The 16,641-nt window shown below is 53.4% G+C and carries 17 protein-coding genes; 6 read left to right on the plus strand and 11 right to left on the minus strand.

From position 1 onward, the window contains the following. Nucleotides 1-15: 15 nt before the first annotated feature. The 6 genes from mobB to ATI45_RS17780 all read right to left on the minus strand — a co-directional run bounded on the left by mobB (nucleotide 16) and on the right by ATI45_RS17780 (nucleotide 4,380). Nucleotides 16-534 carry a molybdopterin-guanine dinucleotide biosynthesis protein B gene (gene mobB, locus ATI45_RS17755; RefSeq protein ID WP_228706082.1) on the minus strand — a complete coding sequence of 173 codons (519 nt, stop codon included), beginning with the start codon at nucleotides 532-534 and terminating at the stop codon, nucleotides 16-18. Then, nucleotides 510-1,097 (minus strand): molybdenum cofactor guanylyltransferase MobA, encoded by a 588-nt coding sequence (mobA, locus tag ATI45_RS17760; RefSeq protein WP_098420952.1) that lies wholly within the window; start codon nucleotides 1,095-1,097, stop codon nucleotides 510-512. Before mobA ends, mobB begins: the two co-directional genes overlap by 25 nt. Before the next feature lie 32 nt (nucleotides 1,098-1,129). Then, a complete protein-coding gene (gene fdhD / locus ATI45_RS17765; RefSeq protein WP_098420953.1) occupies nucleotides 1,130-1,999 on the minus strand; it encodes a formate dehydrogenase accessory sulfurtransferase FdhD in 870 nt (289 codons plus the stop codon). A 65-nt stretch (nucleotides 2,000-2,064) separates the two neighbouring features. After that, nucleotides 2,065-2,871 (minus strand): substrate-binding domain-containing protein, encoded by an 807-nt coding sequence (locus ATI45_RS17770; RefSeq protein ID WP_098420954.1) that lies wholly within the window; start codon nucleotides 2,869-2,871, stop codon nucleotides 2,065-2,067. Between the two features lie 70 nt (nucleotides 2,872-2,941). Next, entirely contained in the window at nucleotides 2,942-3,685 is a 744-nt protein-coding gene (locus tag ATI45_RS17775; protein ID WP_098420955.1) for an ATP-binding cassette domain-containing protein, read from the minus strand. Next, entirely contained in the window at nucleotides 3,682-4,380 is a 699-nt protein-coding gene (locus tag ATI45_RS17780) for an ABC transporter permease (RefSeq protein WP_098420956.1), read from the minus strand. The genes ATI45_RS17775 and ATI45_RS17780 overlap by 4 nt, the downstream gene beginning before the upstream one ends. A gap of 115 nt (nucleotides 4,381-4,495) precedes the next feature. Here ATI45_RS17780 and ATI45_RS17785 point away from each other — a divergent pair, with 115 nt between their 5' ends. Next, complete coding sequence (locus tag ATI45_RS17785) at nucleotides 4,496-5,380, plus strand: helix-turn-helix transcriptional regulator (protein ID WP_098420957.1); 885 nt, start codon at nucleotides 4,496-4,498, stop codon at nucleotides 5,378-5,380. A gap of 50 nt (nucleotides 5,381-5,430) precedes the next feature. On the opposite strand, the gene ATI45_RS17790 is transcribed toward ATI45_RS17785, so the two are convergent. Further along, nucleotides 5,431-6,708 carry an MFS transporter gene (locus ATI45_RS17790; protein WP_098420958.1) on the minus strand — a complete coding sequence of 426 codons (1,278 nt, stop codon included), beginning with the start codon at nucleotides 6,706-6,708 and terminating at the stop codon, nucleotides 5,431-5,433. A 470-nt stretch (nucleotides 6,709-7,178) separates the two neighbouring features. Between ATI45_RS17790 and ATI45_RS22450 the strand changes: the two genes are divergently transcribed. Beyond that, nucleotides 7,179-7,622: an EamA family transporter gene (locus ATI45_RS22450; protein ID WP_098420960.1), complete on the plus strand. Its 444-nt coding sequence runs from the start codon at nucleotides 7,179-7,181 to the stop codon at nucleotides 7,620-7,622. A 38-nt stretch (nucleotides 7,623-7,660) separates the two neighbouring features. On the opposite strand, the gene ATI45_RS17805 is transcribed toward ATI45_RS22450, so the two are convergent. The 4 genes from ATI45_RS17805 to ATI45_RS17820 all read right to left on the minus strand — a co-directional run bounded on the left by ATI45_RS17805 (nucleotide 7,661) and on the right by ATI45_RS17820 (nucleotide 12,819). Continuing rightward, nucleotides 7,661-8,164, minus strand: coding sequence for a GNAT family N-acetyltransferase (locus ATI45_RS17805; protein ID WP_098420961.1), 504 nt, complete (start codon nucleotides 8,162-8,164; stop codon nucleotides 7,661-7,663). Then, the gene (locus ATI45_RS17810) at nucleotides 8,161-8,451 is read right to left on the minus strand and encodes a DUF1778 domain-containing protein (protein WP_098420962.1); all 291 of its coding nucleotides are present in this window, start codon (nucleotides 8,449-8,451) and stop codon (nucleotides 8,161-8,163) included. The genes ATI45_RS17805 and ATI45_RS17810 overlap by 4 nt, the downstream gene beginning before the upstream one ends. A 532-nt stretch (nucleotides 8,452-8,983) precedes the next feature. After that, complete coding sequence (locus tag ATI45_RS17815) at nucleotides 8,984-10,858, minus strand: UvrD-helicase domain-containing protein (protein ID WP_098420963.1); 1,875 nt, start codon at nucleotides 10,856-10,858, stop codon at nucleotides 8,984-8,986. A 2-nt stretch (nucleotides 10,859-10,860) separates the two neighbouring features. Then, nucleotides 10,861-12,819 carry an ATP-dependent nuclease gene (locus ATI45_RS17820; protein WP_098420964.1) on the minus strand — a complete coding sequence of 653 codons (1,959 nt, stop codon included), beginning with the start codon at nucleotides 12,817-12,819 and terminating at the stop codon, nucleotides 10,861-10,863. Between the two features lie 197 nt (nucleotides 12,820-13,016). On the opposite strand from ATI45_RS17820, the gene ATI45_RS17825 reads away from it, so the two are divergent. The 4 genes from ATI45_RS17825 to ATI45_RS17840 all read left to right on the plus strand — a co-directional run bounded on the left by ATI45_RS17825 (nucleotide 13,017) and on the right by ATI45_RS17840 (nucleotide 16,396). Beyond that, entirely contained in the window at nucleotides 13,017-13,367 is a 351-nt protein-coding gene (locus tag ATI45_RS17825; RefSeq protein ID WP_098420965.1) for a hypothetical protein, read from the plus strand. 29 nt (nucleotides 13,368-13,396) lie between these two features. Next, nucleotides 13,397-14,359 (plus strand): DUF932 domain-containing protein, encoded by a 963-nt coding sequence (locus ATI45_RS17830; RefSeq protein ID WP_098420966.1) that lies wholly within the window; start codon nucleotides 13,397-13,399, stop codon nucleotides 14,357-14,359. Between the two features lie 85 nt (nucleotides 14,360-14,444). Further along, nucleotides 14,445-15,446: a YqaJ viral recombinase family protein gene (locus ATI45_RS17835; RefSeq protein WP_098420967.1), complete on the plus strand. Its 1,002-nt coding sequence runs from the start codon at nucleotides 14,445-14,447 to the stop codon at nucleotides 15,444-15,446. Nucleotides 15,447-15,508: 62 nt separating this feature from the next. Continuing rightward, complete coding sequence (locus ATI45_RS17840) at nucleotides 15,509-16,396, plus strand: hydrolase or metal-binding protein (protein WP_098420968.1); 888 nt, start codon at nucleotides 15,509-15,511, stop codon at nucleotides 16,394-16,396. Nucleotides 16,397-16,641 lie beyond the last annotated feature (245 nt).

Here is a 16,641-nt window from a genome sequence, read left to right on the forward strand (position 1 = left end):
CTTTCCTGTTAATGGCTATTTCGATGGCTTTTTTAGGCTCAGAATAAAGTCGGCTATCCCGTTTACATCGTTCAAATCAAAACTGGGGCCGGCAAAATCCGAAGCATAGTCTGTCGTCACAGCAATGATCCTGGCGTCATTCGGGTGAAGGGGCGCAACGGTGCACTCCTGCCTGTGCGCTTCAATCTTTGGGTGTGAATGATTTTTAAATCCCTCGACTACAACCCAATCGCAGGGCCCCAGCCGGGCGAGCAGTTCTTCAAGTGTTGGTTCGTCTGCGCCGCGCAGCTCGTGCATGATAGCGAAGCGTTGCCCACCCGCCAGTATGACCTCCCGGGCACCGGCATCACGATGACGGTAGCTATCGGTATCGGGTTGGTCCACATCCACCGCATGATGGGCATGTTTGATCGAATTTACCGTTAACCCTCTGCTGGTCAGCTCACGAATCAATGAACTGACCAGGGTGGTTTTCCCGCAGTTTTTCCAACCTACAATACCAATAACGTTCACTTCAGGTTCCGCTCCGCCCACACCAGATCTTCCGGCGTGTTAATGTTGAAAAAGTCGTCCGGGCCAAACAAAACCAACGACTCACCCTTGGCCTGGGTCCATTGGCGGATCTTGCGGACGCCGTCATTTAAGGCGGCCCTCAGATCATGTCGCAAAGCGACCTGCCAACGGCCAAAGGTCGGCTGGGGCAGTCGGCCACGCTCCGGATCCGGCGTGGCGGCCAACACCACCGGGGTATCGCATTCGGCCAATCGTGCTGCCAGATCCAGTGGGAAGCAAGGGGTATCCGCAGCGACACTGATCAGCCATTCATGCCCCTGCTCGGCAGCCCAATCCATGCCTGCGAGCACACCGGCCAGCGGGCCCGGAAAATCGGCGACAGAATCGGCTACCACGGGCAAAAGCAGATCATCAAAACGACTCAAATCCCCATTGGCATTCAACACTAAGGCGGCGACCTGCGGTGTGATTCGATCGATGACACGATGGATCAATGACTGATTGCCCAGCATCAATCGACCTTTGTCACCACCGCCCATTCGGTTTGCCTGGCCACCCGCCAGAATAACCGCGCACTCAGTCATGTTCCGTTCCCATTAATAGTGCTCCGATCGAGTTAGTCACGCTGAGCGCCCTTGCGGCCCATTTTTTTTTCTTCATCGGGAATCTGCGATAAGTCCTGATCAAACACCAGGCGGTGCTGGCCACTGAGGCAGGTAAATTTCTTGCCTCGCATCCGTCCGATCAGCGTTAATCCGACCTGTTGGGCAATATCGACACCCCAGGCTGTAAAACCTGACCGGCTGATGAGGGTAGGGATCCCCATCAGGGCTGTTTTGATCACCATTTCGGAGGTCAGGCGCCCAGTGGTATAGAGGACTTTATCCGACGCCTGAATGCCGGTTAAGTGCATCCAGCCGGCGATCTTGTCGACCGCATTGTGACGTCCGACATCCTCCATGTAGGCTAGAATCTGACGGCCCTGACAAAGAGCTGTGCCATGAATGGCACCGGTTTCCATGTACAGGCTTGGCGTGTGGTTAATCTGGTAGGATAGATCGTAAAAGGTACTGGTGTGCACCGGCGTGTCCGGCAATGACAGCCCGTCGAGCCCTGCCATCATGTCACCGAAAACAGTGCCTACGGCGCAGCCGGAGGTGCGGGTTTTCTTTTCCAGCTTTTCCTCGACATCAGTAACACCCGCGGTGCGGACTACAACAACTTCCAGTTCTTCGTCGAAATCAATCCCCGTGACCTCGTCGGTCTCTTTCAGCATACCCTGATTTAAGAGAAAACCGAGCGCCAGGTACTCCGGGTGATCGCCGATGGTCATTGCCGTGACGATCTCCTGACTGTTCAGATAGATGGTCAGAGGGCGCTCTTCGATCACGCTGATCGACTTCGGTTGACCGTTTTCGTCAACGCCTTCAACCCTACGGGATAGCCGAGGGTCGGCAGGGTTCGGCAGAAGATAGGTCATCGTCATGTTTGTTGCTGTCCTTTCAGAAACGCCACGAGCTTGGGCCTCAGTGGCGGGTCATAAAGACTAGCCTATTTTGCATTGGGGAAAAAGAGCTGTTGTCCGTCTACCTGGAAGTCGGCAATCGCTTTTTGGCCCTGCGCGGAGATGAGCCACTTGTGCCACTTTTCAGCTAGATCGTGCTTGAGATGCGGGTGCTTTTCTTTGGAAAGCAGCAGGCTGCCGTACTGGTTGAACAACACGTCGTCGCCTTCAAAAAGTAGTGTCAGGTTCTGCCGGTTTTTAAATGCCACCCAGGTGGCACGGTCTGACATCACGTAGGCATCCATGGCTGCGGCGGTATTGAGCGTTGGGCCCATGCCGCTGCCGAGTTCGCGGTACCAGTCGCCAGCAGGCTCAACGCCGGCATTTTTCCAGCGGCGCAGCTCGGCGCGATTGGTGCCACTGTCATCGCCGCGTGAGGCAAATGGAGCCTGTGCCTTGGCGATGTTCGCGAACGCTTCGGCGGCGGTTTGAGCTTGCCCGACATTCGCCGGATCATTGTCCGGGCCGATCACTACGAAGTCGTTGTACATAACATCGACGCGCTCAGTAGCATAGCCGTTTTCTATAAAGCGCAACTCGCCGGCCGTATCATGTACCAAAAGGCTGTCTGCATCACCGCGGCGGGCGATCTCGAAGGCCTGCCCGGTGCCTACCGCAACGACACGCACATCGATATCGGTGGCCGCCTTGAACTGCGGCAGAATGGCATTGAATAGCCCCGAGTTTTCGGTCGAGGTTGTCGAGGCAAGCGTAATGTAGTCTTCGGCGTAGGCACCAGCGGCCAGGCTCAGGGTGGTCAAGCCTGCGAGGACGAGGGTTAAGGTTTTTCTCATTTTGTTATTCTCCTGTCGTGCTTTGAAAACTTGCGTTGAACAACTACTTGGCAAAGCCGCAAGAACCGGACTATTCGACCAGTTCTCCGGCAATAAACGCTCGCGCCTCTTTTGAGGCAGGTGAGCTAAAAAAGGATTCAGCGAGGGTGTGCTCTTTTATTTTTCCGCCGGCAAGAAAGAGCACATCCCCGGCAAGACGTTTGGCCTGGTGTAGGTCGTGAGTGGTCATGACGATGCGTGTTCCCCGCTGATGAAACTCGCGCACGGCGGTTTCCACGGCTTTGATCGCCGCCGGATCAAGCGCGGAAGTGGGTTCATCCAAAAACAGCACAGCGGGGGCAAGCACCCAGGCGCGAGCCAGAGCCAGACGCTGCTGTTCACCGCCCGAGAGCACGCGAGCCGGCGTAGCGGCGCGGGCAGTCAGACCAAAGCGCTCAAGAGCCTCAACGGCGAGCTTCCTGCGGGCCTTGCGCGGGATATTGTTGACCGCCAGCGCGTGGGTGAGGTTGGCAACCGCTGAGCGGCGCAACAGCACCGGGTTTTGGAACACCATTGCTTGGCGGGGCCGCCCCTCGCCGGACCAGGACACCTGTCCCTGGGTGGGGGAAAGCAGGCCGTGGGCCAGTCGCAGCAAAATGCTTTTTCCAGCGCCATTAGGCCCCATAACCAGTGTGGGGCCAGGCCCCGTCAGGGTAAATGAACAAGGCCCTAACAGTGTCTCGCCCAGGTGGCTGAAAGCAACGCCCTCAAAGCGCAACGCTGTTGGCGGGCAAAGCGTGGACGCGGCGTTGAGCAGTGCGTTAAATGAAGTCATCCCACCCGCCTTTTGGCCAATTCGCTCACCACATAAGCGCCTGCATTAATTAGCATTACCAGCGTCAGCAGTACGATCCCGAGCCCCAGCGCTAGCGGAAGGTCGCCCTTGCTGGTTTCCAGCACGATGGCAGTCGTCATTACCCGTGTGACACCATCAATGTTGCCTCCTACCATCATTACAGCGCCCACCTCGGCGCTGGCGCGGCCGAACCCGGCGAGTAATACGGTCAATAGCGTAAAGCGGGCGTCCCACAACAAGGTCGGCATCATTCGTAACCGCGACATACCCAGTGAAATGAATTGTTCCCGGTACTCACCCAGAAGCTCCTCCACCTTTTGGCGTGACAGCGCCGCCAGAATCGGCAACACAAGCACGAACTGCGCAACCACCATAGCCGTCGGCGTAAACAGAAGCCCCAATTCGCCAAGAGGCCCAGCACGCGAGAGCAGCAAGTAGACAGTCAGCCCGGCCACAACGGGGGGCAGTCCCATCAGGGCATTAAGCGCGACAATCACCCCTCCGCGCCCGGGAAAGTGCCACAGCGCGACCGCTGCACCCAGCGGAAACCCCAGCAGGGCCGCAGCCAGCACTGCCAAAAGCGAAACCTGCAGCGATAGAGCCACAATCTGAAATAATGCGGCGTCCAGGTTCATCAGTAACGACAGCGCCACATAAAACGCATTATTTTCCACAGCGGCGTCTCCTTAATATTGAGCATAATGTTGTTTTCCATTACGCTTTGCACTGCTTGTTGAAATCCATGCAGTCTAAAACAGCCTTACGTTTATCCACGCAGCAGGAGATACGATGTCCTTTCCCGCTTACCTCACTACAGCGGAAGTCGCAGATTATCTGCGCCTGAAAGAACGCAAAGTCTATGATCTGGTCAGCCAGGGCGTTATTCCCTGCGTGCGAGTGACAGGAAAGCTGCTATTTCCGCGTCAGCGTATCGATCTGTGGCTGATGAACCATCTGGAAGGGGACGACGCGGCAGGCCTGCCGACTCCACCGGTGCTGGCGGGCAGCCAGGATCCGCTGTTGGAATGGGCTATCAAAGAAAGCGGCGCCGAGCTGGCGTTGTTGTGTCAGGGAAGCGGAGATGGTGTTCAGCGACTGATCGACGGCCGCGCAATGCTTGCCGGTATGCATATCTGGCATGCGGAAAGCCAACGCTATAACGACCCCGCTACGCTAGGCCTGGGCGGCATGCGTGACCTGGTGCTGATTCGCTGGGCGAAACGCCAGCAGGGGCTACTTCTAGCTTATGATAATCCCCATCGCATTTCTCGATTTGAAGACATCGCTCGTCCCGGCGTTCGTGTCGCCTATCGTCAGCTTGATGCAGGCGCGAGCCAGTTGCTGCAGAGTTTTCTTACTCGCGAACGTATCGACCCCAAAGATCTTACCTGGGCCGCTAACCCGTCGCTCAGTGAGGACGATCTCGCTCTGGCCATTCGCCAGGGTGAGGCCGACGTGGGCCTTGCAATCGAAGCCGCTGCGCGACGGCAGAGACTGGCTTTTATTCCACTGCAGCAGGAGCATTTTGATCTGGCCATGCGCCGCCGGCACTACTTTGAACCGGCCTGTCAGCGCCTACTGGCGTTTGCACAATGCAAACGGTTCGCTCAACGCGCCGGAGAACTAGGCGGTTACGATATCAGCGAGCTTGGACAAGTGATGTACAACGCATGAGCGTCCATTGCCTATCCGTTCGCCGTTAGCCACCAATGTGCTGTGGTCTGCTAAGGGTTCTCGGCCTCATCCGCGACGGGTGCCAGAGGCTCGCCATCTTCGCCCAGGAGCTGGTAATTGTAAGCTGCCTGAAGACCGGTTTGGTCTTCAACCTGTTCCTCCTCCTCGGGCTCATGGTCAATGTAGCGCGGGTACAGAGGCGACAACATTGCTACCAGGATGCCGATGGCGGAAAAGGTGGCAAACGCATTGGCGTAGCCGAATTCGCTCACCAGCATGCCGACAACGGGCGAACCAGTTGCCTGCCCGAGCGAGACAGCCATGAATGGCAGTACCGGCCCCATCGACAATCGGCCCGGCAACAGGCGAATACCGGTCATAAGATAGAGCCCCGTCAGGCTCATATAGGCCAGACCGAAGACCAGCGCAGAGAATGCCGCGAGCACCAGCTGATCAGGGCTGGCAGCAAGCAGTGCCAAGCTCGCGGATAACATCACCAGCATCAGTGAGTGTGTAATGGGTGGGTTGTTGCGATCGGCCAGGTCGGCCACCAATGCACCTCCGATGCCGGCGATGCCAACCGCTAGCCACAGCCACCCGGTTGCAGAGAGCGGTAGGCCGCCGAGGGTGACCAGTAAATCGGGTGCGAAGATCCAGTACGCAGAGGAAACGAAGCCCATCACGAATGCAAACAGCGAAAGCCTGAACAGACGCCACCACTGCAGGGCGCTGATTGGAGTGGTCGACGCAGCGTTCGCGGGAATGACCCGAGACACGGAAGGGATAAAGTACCACGCGGCAACGACGCCAATCCCCGCCAGGATGGCGAAGGACAGGTACGCGGACCGCCAAGCGCCAGACAGGAAAAGAACCACCGGTACGGCAACGACTACACCAATGCTGGTGCCCGCATTCATGACTGAACTGACACGGCCGTGCACCGAGCGGCTCACCATCGCCTGCATGGCGGCCGTGAGCGCCGGCATCATAAGGCCGGTGCAGATGCCGCACGCGAACACGCCCACGCCGAGCGACAGAGCATCAGACGCCTGGCTGATAAGCGCCAGACCGACGACGCCGAAACCACACGACAGAACGGCCGTATTGCGGGCACCGAGACGATCGGCGGAGAGCGGTGCCACCAACGTCGCCAGAAGGAAACTGATAAGCGGCAGTGCGCCGATGATACCGATTACTTCTGGCGTAAGACCCAGCTCGGCCCGGATAGGGGGTACAAATAGACCAAAGGCAAAGCGCGCGAGCCCGTAGCTGATCGCGATTAGCGCAGCACCAAAGAGCGCAAACCCTGTATTCGAGAGAGACTTCATGCCGCCTCCGCCAGTCAGGCATTGAGGATTCGTGGAAACAGGAGCGCGGAAACCGGGTCAGATTTATAGACGCAACTTGAGCTTTATTTAGTTGTACCAGAGATGGTGTTTAAAAATAAACCTGCACCGGTTTTTCCGACAAATAACGCCCCGACGCAGATTCGGGCATTTCGTGAATAAGGTCATGCTTTTCCGAGGACATGCAGGTAATCATCTATGATAAATATGGATGTCATTGGTTCGTTCTAAAAATTCAGACTACTCAGTCTTCGACGTTCGTCAAGTTGACGGACGGCCTGATACCGGTTCAGACACTGACATTTTACGCCTTTCTCTTTGCAACGGCATTTCTGATGCTGGCCATGCCGTGGGCCAACAAACAGCCTCTTAAACTGCCCCGTGGCAACTGGAAAGACACTTTTCTGATCGGACCACTGATTGCGGGCCAGAGTGGCTTTTTCAACTAGGCCATGACCCTGGTACCCATTGCTAATGCGGTGATTTTCTGGAGCTTTGCGCCTTTTTTCACCTTTATTCTGTCCTGGCTTTTTCTGGGCGAGAAAGCGAAAAAAAGCTATATCCTCATTTTCGCGATCGCCCTGGCTGGCATTGTGATTGCCAAACCGCTGCAGGACGGCTACATGCTCGGTAACATGGTGGCGCTGGGCGTGGGTGCGATTTATGCGGCCATGATCACCTATATACGCCATGAGGGAAAAACCGAAACCGGCAACGATATTGCTTGGTCTCTGCTGTTTGCGGCGCTGATCATGTCACCCTCGGTGTTCGTCGTGGGCACCGGAGATATCACCGGCATGATTCGCTATGAGAGTCTCGGGATGTCCTTGCCTGTCATGCTTTGGGCAGCGGGGCGATCCGGACCGCCCAGCCCATGTCTGTCACTCGCAATGTGAACATTGACGAGTGTTGGTCGCAGGCATAAGAGCACGTTTTAACTCGTTTCTTGAACACTGGCTCTTAAGTCGCTCAGCGTAACCATCAGCATCATTGGATCAAGGGGCGAAGGGTTGAAGCCCAGCCGTTGATAAAAATCTTTAGCCGACTCTGACAGGGCATGAACCACCATCCCCCGGATACCAATGGCATCAGCCGCCTGGATAACTCGCAGTCCAGCGTCGCGGACAAGGGCTCTGCCCAACCCTGCGCCTTGATACGTACGATCAATAGCCAGCCGCCCAAGTACCACAACAGGAATCGGATCAGGCATGTTCCGCTTGAAGCGCCCCGAGGTATGGTTTGCAACCACGGCACCGGACGCCAGGGCGTAATAGGCTTTCACCTGATCGCCCTCACACACCACAAAGGTTCGGGATGCGCCACTGGCCTGATTCTTCAATGCACGGCGCTTAAGCCAGTAGTCCAAACTGGACTCTGTAGAATCAAAACGCTCCGTGTCGTGCTCAGGCCCAATGGGTGTGGGCGCAGATAGCATCATTCAGTATCCCAAGGTGCAGAAGCTTGCATGGTCTTACGCAACCGCTCATTCGGTTTCGGAGGCAGGTCCAGCTGTTCAAGGAACGCCTGATACGCCTCCGGTGTCACTGACAGTATGGCCTGATCCAGAATGGCTTCCTCGGCGGCAATGCGAGCTGCTTCAAGAACGAACTCTGTACGATTCTTTCCCCGAGCCTTAGCGGCGCGATCAATTAAGCCACGCTCTTCGGGTTTTATCCGAATGTTCAGGGTTTCACGCTTGGGCTGATCAGTGTTTGCTGAAATCATGATGAGATTCCTCTATTGATAGTTCCAAGCGTAGCAGGGCGTACTGCTAATGTCATTACAGATAAAACGATGTTAATTTACACATCATCTGGATCGATCATGAACTGCATAGAACCGGAACAGATCTATTTCTCGATTGTCAGGCGAGGGCAACGACACATCGCCGGCAACGTAAAATGTGCAATTAAATAAATCTGTTCCAAGTTTTTCTATGTCGTCATTTTCGAGCTGCACCTGATCATGGATGCCAATGGATCAATATAGATCAGGCAGGCATAAAACCCTAAAGCCCCGGAATTGGGGCTTTAGGGTGTTTCAGTAGATCTCGCTGGACCCCTTGAAACTCTTGGTTGGTGGAGGCGGCGTCACTCTAATAGAGATATTAAATTATTGAATAATATAGATAAATCATTTTTAATTTATTTTATTACCCTCAACGTTACCCGCAAAATAGCGGCGCTGTTTGTACTGACTTGATAGCTGTCAGGCGAACAGATTAATAAGTGTAGCTTGCTATTTAATATAAATATTATTAGCTTAAGTGAATCTCGGGTACCCCGGCCGTGGTTAATAGTTGAAAAAGTTCATCAACCTTCACCCGTCCGCCGCGCTCTGAGCAGAAGGTAAAAATTGCTCTCTGTTTGGCTCGCGAAAGCGCCACGAAGAATGTAGCAATACCCTCTGCGTTTCCAGGTTTATGTGACCACCAAGTTTTATCGTCGAGCCCAACGAAGAAAATTGTATCGTACTCTAGACCCTTGCTTTTGTGCACGGTCATCAAAGGAATTTGATGGACACCTTCAAATGAATCGACGCAAGCCTCCCAACACGGAGCTTCTTCGGCAGATTCAGCTAAATGCTCATAGAAAGCTTCTACCATGATCTCCAAGAGATCGCCGGTAGAATATTGAACGTAAGTGGCTGAAAGTTCTTTGAGCCCCAAAAAACAAACAATTTTGTTGGCGACGAAATCTGCGTTTTCTTTGGTTGGAGGGCGAGCTAACATTTCTGATCGTAAATCTTTCAAGAAATCTGCGAACTCAGATTCAACTCGATTTTCTGCAGTAGGGTCAGATGGAGGGATTGCGCGAAGATCTCTTATTGTGTTCGTACACAGTTCCCAGGCGTTAGGAGCCTGGCGTGAGGTTCCAAGCCTTACGAGAGCGATTGCGGCACAGGAGAAATTATCAGACAGCAGGTCTTGGAGTGTGGTTCTACCTAATGACTTGCTTTCGTTCCTTAATCGTATGCCCCGTCTTAGCAATGGCCCCGCAAGGTTACTCTCAAAGATGTCTGATCTTTGTTTTACTAAAACTGCATAATCTCTTGGAGCGTTGTCTCTTTGAGTCATATCGGCGGCCAGCCAACTAGCCATGTTTTCTGCCTCAACAGCGATCTGAGTGCTGCACCACACCTGCGCTACGTCCCCATTTATTTTACTAACTGATTGAGACCTGGATGGGATGACGCTGTTATCGAGCGCTTTTGCGACCACATGTTGAATTCGAACAAGTTCTGGAGAGGATCGAAAATTGAATAGGAGTGGGATTTTGGCTGCATCGAAGTCTTGGCGGAATTGCTCAAAAGCGTCAATTCTGGCGCCAGCCCAAGTCATTATCCTTTGTTTATTGTCTCCAACTGCAGTGACTGCAGTGTCGCCACCGCTGAATGCTGATATCAGAAAATCATACTGTGCGTATGTAGTATCTTGAAATTCATCAACAAATACATAAGGGTAGGTCGTTTGCAGGGCGCGTTTTATTTGCGGTGTAGACCGCAGCAAAAGCTCAGCTAAGCGGTTGAGCGCGACAAAAGTTAGTTTAGACGTTTGTCCTGATTTCAGTAGTTCATCCCACCAGCGCAGAACAACAAATTCGATGGCAGACGTTGGAGCGTGTCGAGTTAGGGGGAGCCTATAAGCTCCTACCCAGCGAGATTCGAAAGTGTTGGGGCTGAGCTCAGGCGATCCACCTTGCCACTGTGCTAGGGAGCTTTCTAGAAATTGTGCGATTTTCCACCGCGGTGGAAAATCGACGTCATACCGATCTGTTGGGCGCCAGTCATGTGGTATAGCAGCGAGGAAACGGTCAACGAGTCCTTTCGTAAATGCGTCAAATGTCACAGAGGTAAATCGACTCGCGACTTCATCTGGGCACCGTTTTTTTACTCGTGCCCCTAAATTGGCAGCGGCATCGCTTTTGAAGGAAATAGCGAGAATCTGATGGGGTGCGGCGCAAATTCCTGTTTCTAGTAGATAAGCAGCTCTTTGTGCGAGGAATTCAGTTTTACCCGCGCCCGGTCCTGCGACAACGCAGGTTGAGTCGATTTGTCTCAGAGCTTGCCACGCCGCTGGTTCCAAGTTCTCAATACCACGCGGATGCCAATTCTGCGGTTGAGTGAGCAGCATTATTATGGAAGCCTCTGATTATCGATGTTTTTAGCAACTAGCTCTATTAGGGCCCTGAGCTCGTCTGGCGCTTTGGTGGCAAGCTCATCTTGTGAAATGCTACTCATGACGCGCACGTGTGTGCTTGGTTTTCCTCTTCCAAGAAAAAGGTAGCGGTACCAACGTAAGAATTCATCTTGATTTGCCTCATATAAGTTTCCATCGCCTTCGTCGCCCAAAACGGCTGAGCGAGGGTCGCCCTTAGTCGAAGGGCCATTCCGGCCTTCCTCGACAACTTGATAATGAGCGCGAAAAGAGCGAAGCATAGAATAATCAAGGTCTAGAGGAGCAGAAAAGAACACGTTGTGGCTTTGCAAAAAATTCAGCCATTCGCGCATCCCTTTAATATCGGAGGGCGAACGTGTATCGAAAGTTGCAAGATCTTGAGCGGGTCCATCAGGCGAGGGGGTTCTAAAAAGTTGTTGCGGTGTGCGCCCAATCTTTAATAGTTGAGAGCATGTGTTTTTGATGCGTCCCCAGCCGCCGCCTTCACGTCCCCAATCCAAATCGAGTAGGGTCGCGTGCGGAATATCAAGGTCGGCAAGAAGGCGCCAAAGGTGATTGACGTGCCTTCCACCTAATGGAACGACAGCCACAAATGAGCGGTCGATGTCGCAGCCCATGGCTTGACTGATGCGTGGTATAACGATTTCCTCGGACGCACCCTCTCCGAGAACTGCAAATCGAGCAAAATATAGCTCTGGATAACTACGCACGGCCTCCCGCAAAAATTTTGCGGCATCTTCTTGATCGTCTGGCAACGTGATCGCTTTTACCAAGGCGGTTCTTTCAGGCGATTTTAGCCGAAAATGCCTTACATGAGATGGGTCGACGCGAGCAAGGATGCTTGCTGAGTGGCTTGAAAGAACCGCTTGTGCATGATTTCCACCAGTCAGATCCTCAATCTGTTTAACAATTCTAGAGAGGTAGAAAGGGGCTAAGTTGTTCTCGGGCTCCTCAACGGCTATGAGAGTAAGGGCCGGGAGATGGATGCCGCCGGGCTGGAATCCTGCTTTCGCCGGATCATTTGCAATTTTCGCTTCAACATCTAATGTTGCTGCGGTCATTGCGAGATGAAAGAGCGAGCGTTGCCCGTCGCTTAGGTCATCTAACGCACGTTCTCGCCCTTCCTCGTCGGGATAGAAAACCACCTCTACTTTGCGGATGAATTCTTGAAATCGAAGATCAATTGGTCGAAATAAAGGGGTAGTATCGGTACCAGCGGAATGGACTTCTTGCCAACGCTTTTTAACAGCGAGAGCTACCGTGTCGACGGCAACCTCGCCAGTGAACGCTTCATTGACCGTCGAGCCAGCTTCGAAAAAAGCACTTCTTACATCATCAGACCAATTAACTGCTCGCCATAGGCGGCCTCGTAGAAATGCTGTTACTTGAGAAGCCCCATCTCTTGAGGCTGGAACATAAAGCATTTGGATTCGACTTCGATCTGTCGCTTTAACCTCAGTGCAATCCGAGTCCTCGAATGGCCCGAATTTACGAACAGCGAAATATCGCTGTTCGATTGTTCCATCAAGGGAGCCGTCGTCTATCCACGTAGCCTCCAAGCGGAGTCTGCATTTTAAGTTCCCGTGTTCATCCGCAGCCATTTGCTGGAAAAACTCGGGAACTGCAGTAGCGTCATCTTTAGTAGAAGATAGTTCAGGAAAGGCAAGAATGACTTCGACGATTAGACTACGCTCACTTGGCGCAGTTTTTTCATTACTCGGTATATGAAAATCTTGGCGACGAAGTCGCCTCTGATCTCCGGTTACGCCAAACAGTCGCTGCAATGCCTGCATAACTGCAGTTTTTCCAGAACCGTTGAGGCCAACAAACGTAGTGAGGCCTGAAGATAAATGGATAAGCTGAGCGTTAGGGCCAAAGCATCTGAAACTCATGAGACTAACGCTTTCTAAAAACATTATAAACTCCTCAGCTTATTTTGACGGTTGTATTGAATTACATACGTTATATCGGAAGCGTCTACATATATTGGCTGATATCTTCTTTCATGTCAGGATGAGTTTAGAATTTAATCAAATAAATTTGAGACCTATATCACCCCTGTGAATCAAGGCAATAACTGTGCCTTCCCTTCCCATTCACAGAGGTCACTCTAATGTCTGAACAATGTCCCAATTGCCTGTCGATTCGGATCGGTAAAAACAACTACGGCAAGAAAGCCGCTGGCGTGGTCGGTGCTTCTATCGGTGCCTATAGCGGATTTACCGCTGTCACTGCCGGAGCTCAAACGGGTCTGGCTATAGGCGTCAGGGCTGGCCCTGTGGGCGCGGCTGCCGGTGGTATCGGCGGCGCTATCATCGGCGCTTTTTTAGGCGGTGCCAGCGGCGCATCAGCTGGAGTCGTTTTTGGTGACGTCCTGGATGGCTGTGTCCTCGATAACCACCGCTGTCTTGATTGTGGCTATTCCTTCACTGCCGATTCCGGCTCTAAGAACGATATCCGTTAATTCCCCCGCATTTTCTAAGGAGAGTAACTATGGCTCATCTCATCGAGCAAATGGCCTACGTTGGCCAAACCCCTTGGCATGGCCTGGGGAATCAACTCACTTCAAACCAACCTCTGGAAGTTTGGGCGAAGCAGGCCGGCCTGGATTGGCAGATTGAAGAAAGCCCCGTGCGCTTTGTTACCAATGCGTCTGGCCACCTCGGAGAGATCTTGGCTTACCCGGACAGCAAAGTGCTGTACCGCTCGGATACCAGGGCGCCGCTGTCCGTGGTGGGTAACCGCTTCAAAGTGGTTCAGCCAGAGGAAATCCTGGAGTTTTACCGGGATCTGACTGAGGTATCCGGTTTCGAGCTCGAAACTGCCGGTGTTCTTAAAGGTGGCCGTAAAATGTGGGCACTGGCCCGCACTGGTCAATCCGGCGTTCTCAAGGGCAACGATCAAACCAACGCCTATGTGCTGCTGGCAACTTCATGTGACGGTACCATGGCCACAACAGCTCAATTCACCAGTATCCGTGTGGTGTGTAACAACACACTCGCTGTTGCTTTGAAGGGTTCCACGGCCAGCGCAGTCAAGGTGAAGCACAACACCGCATTCGATGCGAACCTGGTGAAGAAGCAGCTGGGCATATCCGTTTCCGTTTGGGACGACTTCATGTACAGGCTGAAAACCCTGAGCGATCGGAAGGTGAAAGCCACCGAGGCCAGAAACTACTTTCTCAAGGTGTTCACCGATGATTCTGGCACTGGTGTTGGCAAAACCAACGAACGCTCTATGGCTAAAGCACTGGGCCTGTATGAAGGCGAGGGCATGGGCGCCAACTTGGCATCTTCAGAAGGCACAGCCTATGGCCTGCTGAATGCCGTCACCGAATTCATCGATCACCAGCGTCGCGCTAAAACCGTTGACCATCGGCTGGACTCTGCCTGGTTCGGAACAGGCGCTGCCGTTAAAAACCGTGCATTAGAACAGGCCATGTCTCTCGTGGTCTAACACCCCTTACTAAAGCCAAAACGTCATAAAGCCCCGCTTGAGCCTACTGCTCTTGCGGGGCTTTTTTATGTCTGGAGGAAACATCATGGGCATGAGTGAAAAAGTAATTCAGAAGCAGCGCCCAGCTTTGAGGCTGGTCTCTACAAAGGATCTCAGTCGAGATGAATGGCTGAAGGTGCGTAAGCAGGGCATAGGCAGTAGCGATGCCTCTGCAGCCATTGGCATAAACCCTTATCAATCCCAGCTTGAACTGTGGATGGTCAAAACCGGGCGGGATGCGAGCTTACCAAAGCCGGATTCCGACGACCCCAGCTCTCCGGTCTACTGGGGCCATGTTCTGGAGCCCATCGTAGCTGAGCAATACAGCCAGCAGACAGGCAGAAAGGTACGCCGAGTGAATGCGGTACTTCAGCACTCTGATCCGGATAAGCATTGGATGCTGGCGAACCTCGATTATTCCGTGGCTGCGGATGACGAAGTGCAGATCCTGGAATGTAAAACCGCCGGGGAGTTTGGTTCACGTCTTTGGAAAGAAGGCGTGCCGGACTACATCCAGTGCCAGGTACAGCACCAGCTGGCTGTGACTGGCAAGCAGGCGGCCGATGTCTGCGTGCTGTTGTGTGGGCAAGAGTTGAAAATCTACCGGATTGAGCGGAATGAAGAGCTCATTGACGCACTGGTGGTGCTTGAGCGCCAGTTCTGGGATTTCGTTGAAACGGATACACCGCCTCCTACAGACGGAACCGATTCTGCAGACCGTGCGTTGCGGCATCTGTACCCAGTGGATAAAGGGGAAACCCTGGACTTCAGCCAGAGCAAGGATCTGTCCCAGGCGTTTGACGAGCTTCTGTCCATTCGTTCAGAGATGGAAACCCTGAAATCCACCGAATCGCATTTGAAGCAGCGCATCCAAGGCCAAATGGGTGAAGCCTCAAAGGCTACCTTCCCAAGCGGGAGCGTCAGCTGGAAACGAAGCAAAGATTCCGTTGGGCTGAATACGAAGAAGCTGCTTCAGGATCAGCCAGGGCTCCTGAATCAATACTCAATCACCAAGTCGGGAAGCCGTCGGTTCCTCATTCAAGCATAAGCACCCCTTGGCCGCGCGGGCATCACAAGTGCCCCGTGGCCCTTTTTTTCAGGAGAGTTATCATGATTAAAGGTTTAGCCATTACGCCCCCGGTGTTGGGGCGCATCAGCATTGGCCGGGTAATTGAGAAGAACGGTATCCGGCTACCGCAGAAAGACAATCAATTCACCATCACCTCCCAGGTACAGGAGAAAAGCGGATGGATTATCCACCCCATCGATGAAGAGCTACGAAAGGACGCGCCGAACGGCAAGCTGCGAACTATTCCGGTAAGCATGCTGTTCAACGAAGCGGATCTCAATCTGCGGGCGGAATACACCATGTTCGACCGGAAAAGCGGCCGCCCTATGTGTGTAGGTAATGGCGACACGTGCAGGCGTCTCACGCAGTCAGGAGTGCAGTCTTTGCCATGCCCCTCGCCAACTCTATGCGAGTTCGGCAAAGGTGGTCTGTGCAAGCCCTACGGGCGCCTGAACGTGAAGGTTGGCGACGACGATGACCTTGGGACGTTCATCTTCCGCACCACGGGTTATAACAGTATACGGACACTGGCGGCCAGGCTCAGCTATTACCAGGCTGTTTCGGGTGGCCTGCTGGCGTATATGCCGCTCGAATTAAAGCTACGAGGAAAAAGCACGACGCAAAGCCGGCGCACGCCAATTTACTACGTGGATTTGGTGATCAAGGAAGGGGTGCCATTGCAGGAGGCGGTTGCCCAGGCAAGAGAGAAAGCCAGACAGATGAAGGAGGAGGGCGTTGACCAAGCTGCTTTGGACGCAGCTGCTGCCAAGGGGTTTGGCAATGCGCTGTTTGAGTATGATGAAGATGAAATGACCCAAGTGGTTGAAGAGTTTTATCCTGCTGCGGCAGACGATGGCCCGCTGGATAATTCTTCTGTCGTATCAAAACTGCGGAAAGATCTGAACTCCACTAAGTCAGCTTCTGGATAGATGTTGACGAGTGGTCCTAAACGGGCCACTCGCCTGGGCTTGGGCCTGTGTATGTTTATTTTTTTGTTGGGAAACGCTGGCTTGGAAGTAAACCGGGTAGGGTTCATGACTCTATAGGCGCAAGCGGGCCAATAAAGAATTCAAGCGATCACATGGTGGTGCTAGAATAATTGGGCTAACCTATTGTTAAATATAAGACTTGGACCTGCGTGGCGTAACAGAAAAGTGGCATTCTCGAGAGTGCA

This window comes from Marinobacter sp. LV10MA510-1, from assembly GCF_002563885.1.
Classification (GTDB): domain Bacteria; phylum Pseudomonadota; class Gammaproteobacteria; order Pseudomonadales; family Oleiphilaceae; genus Marinobacter.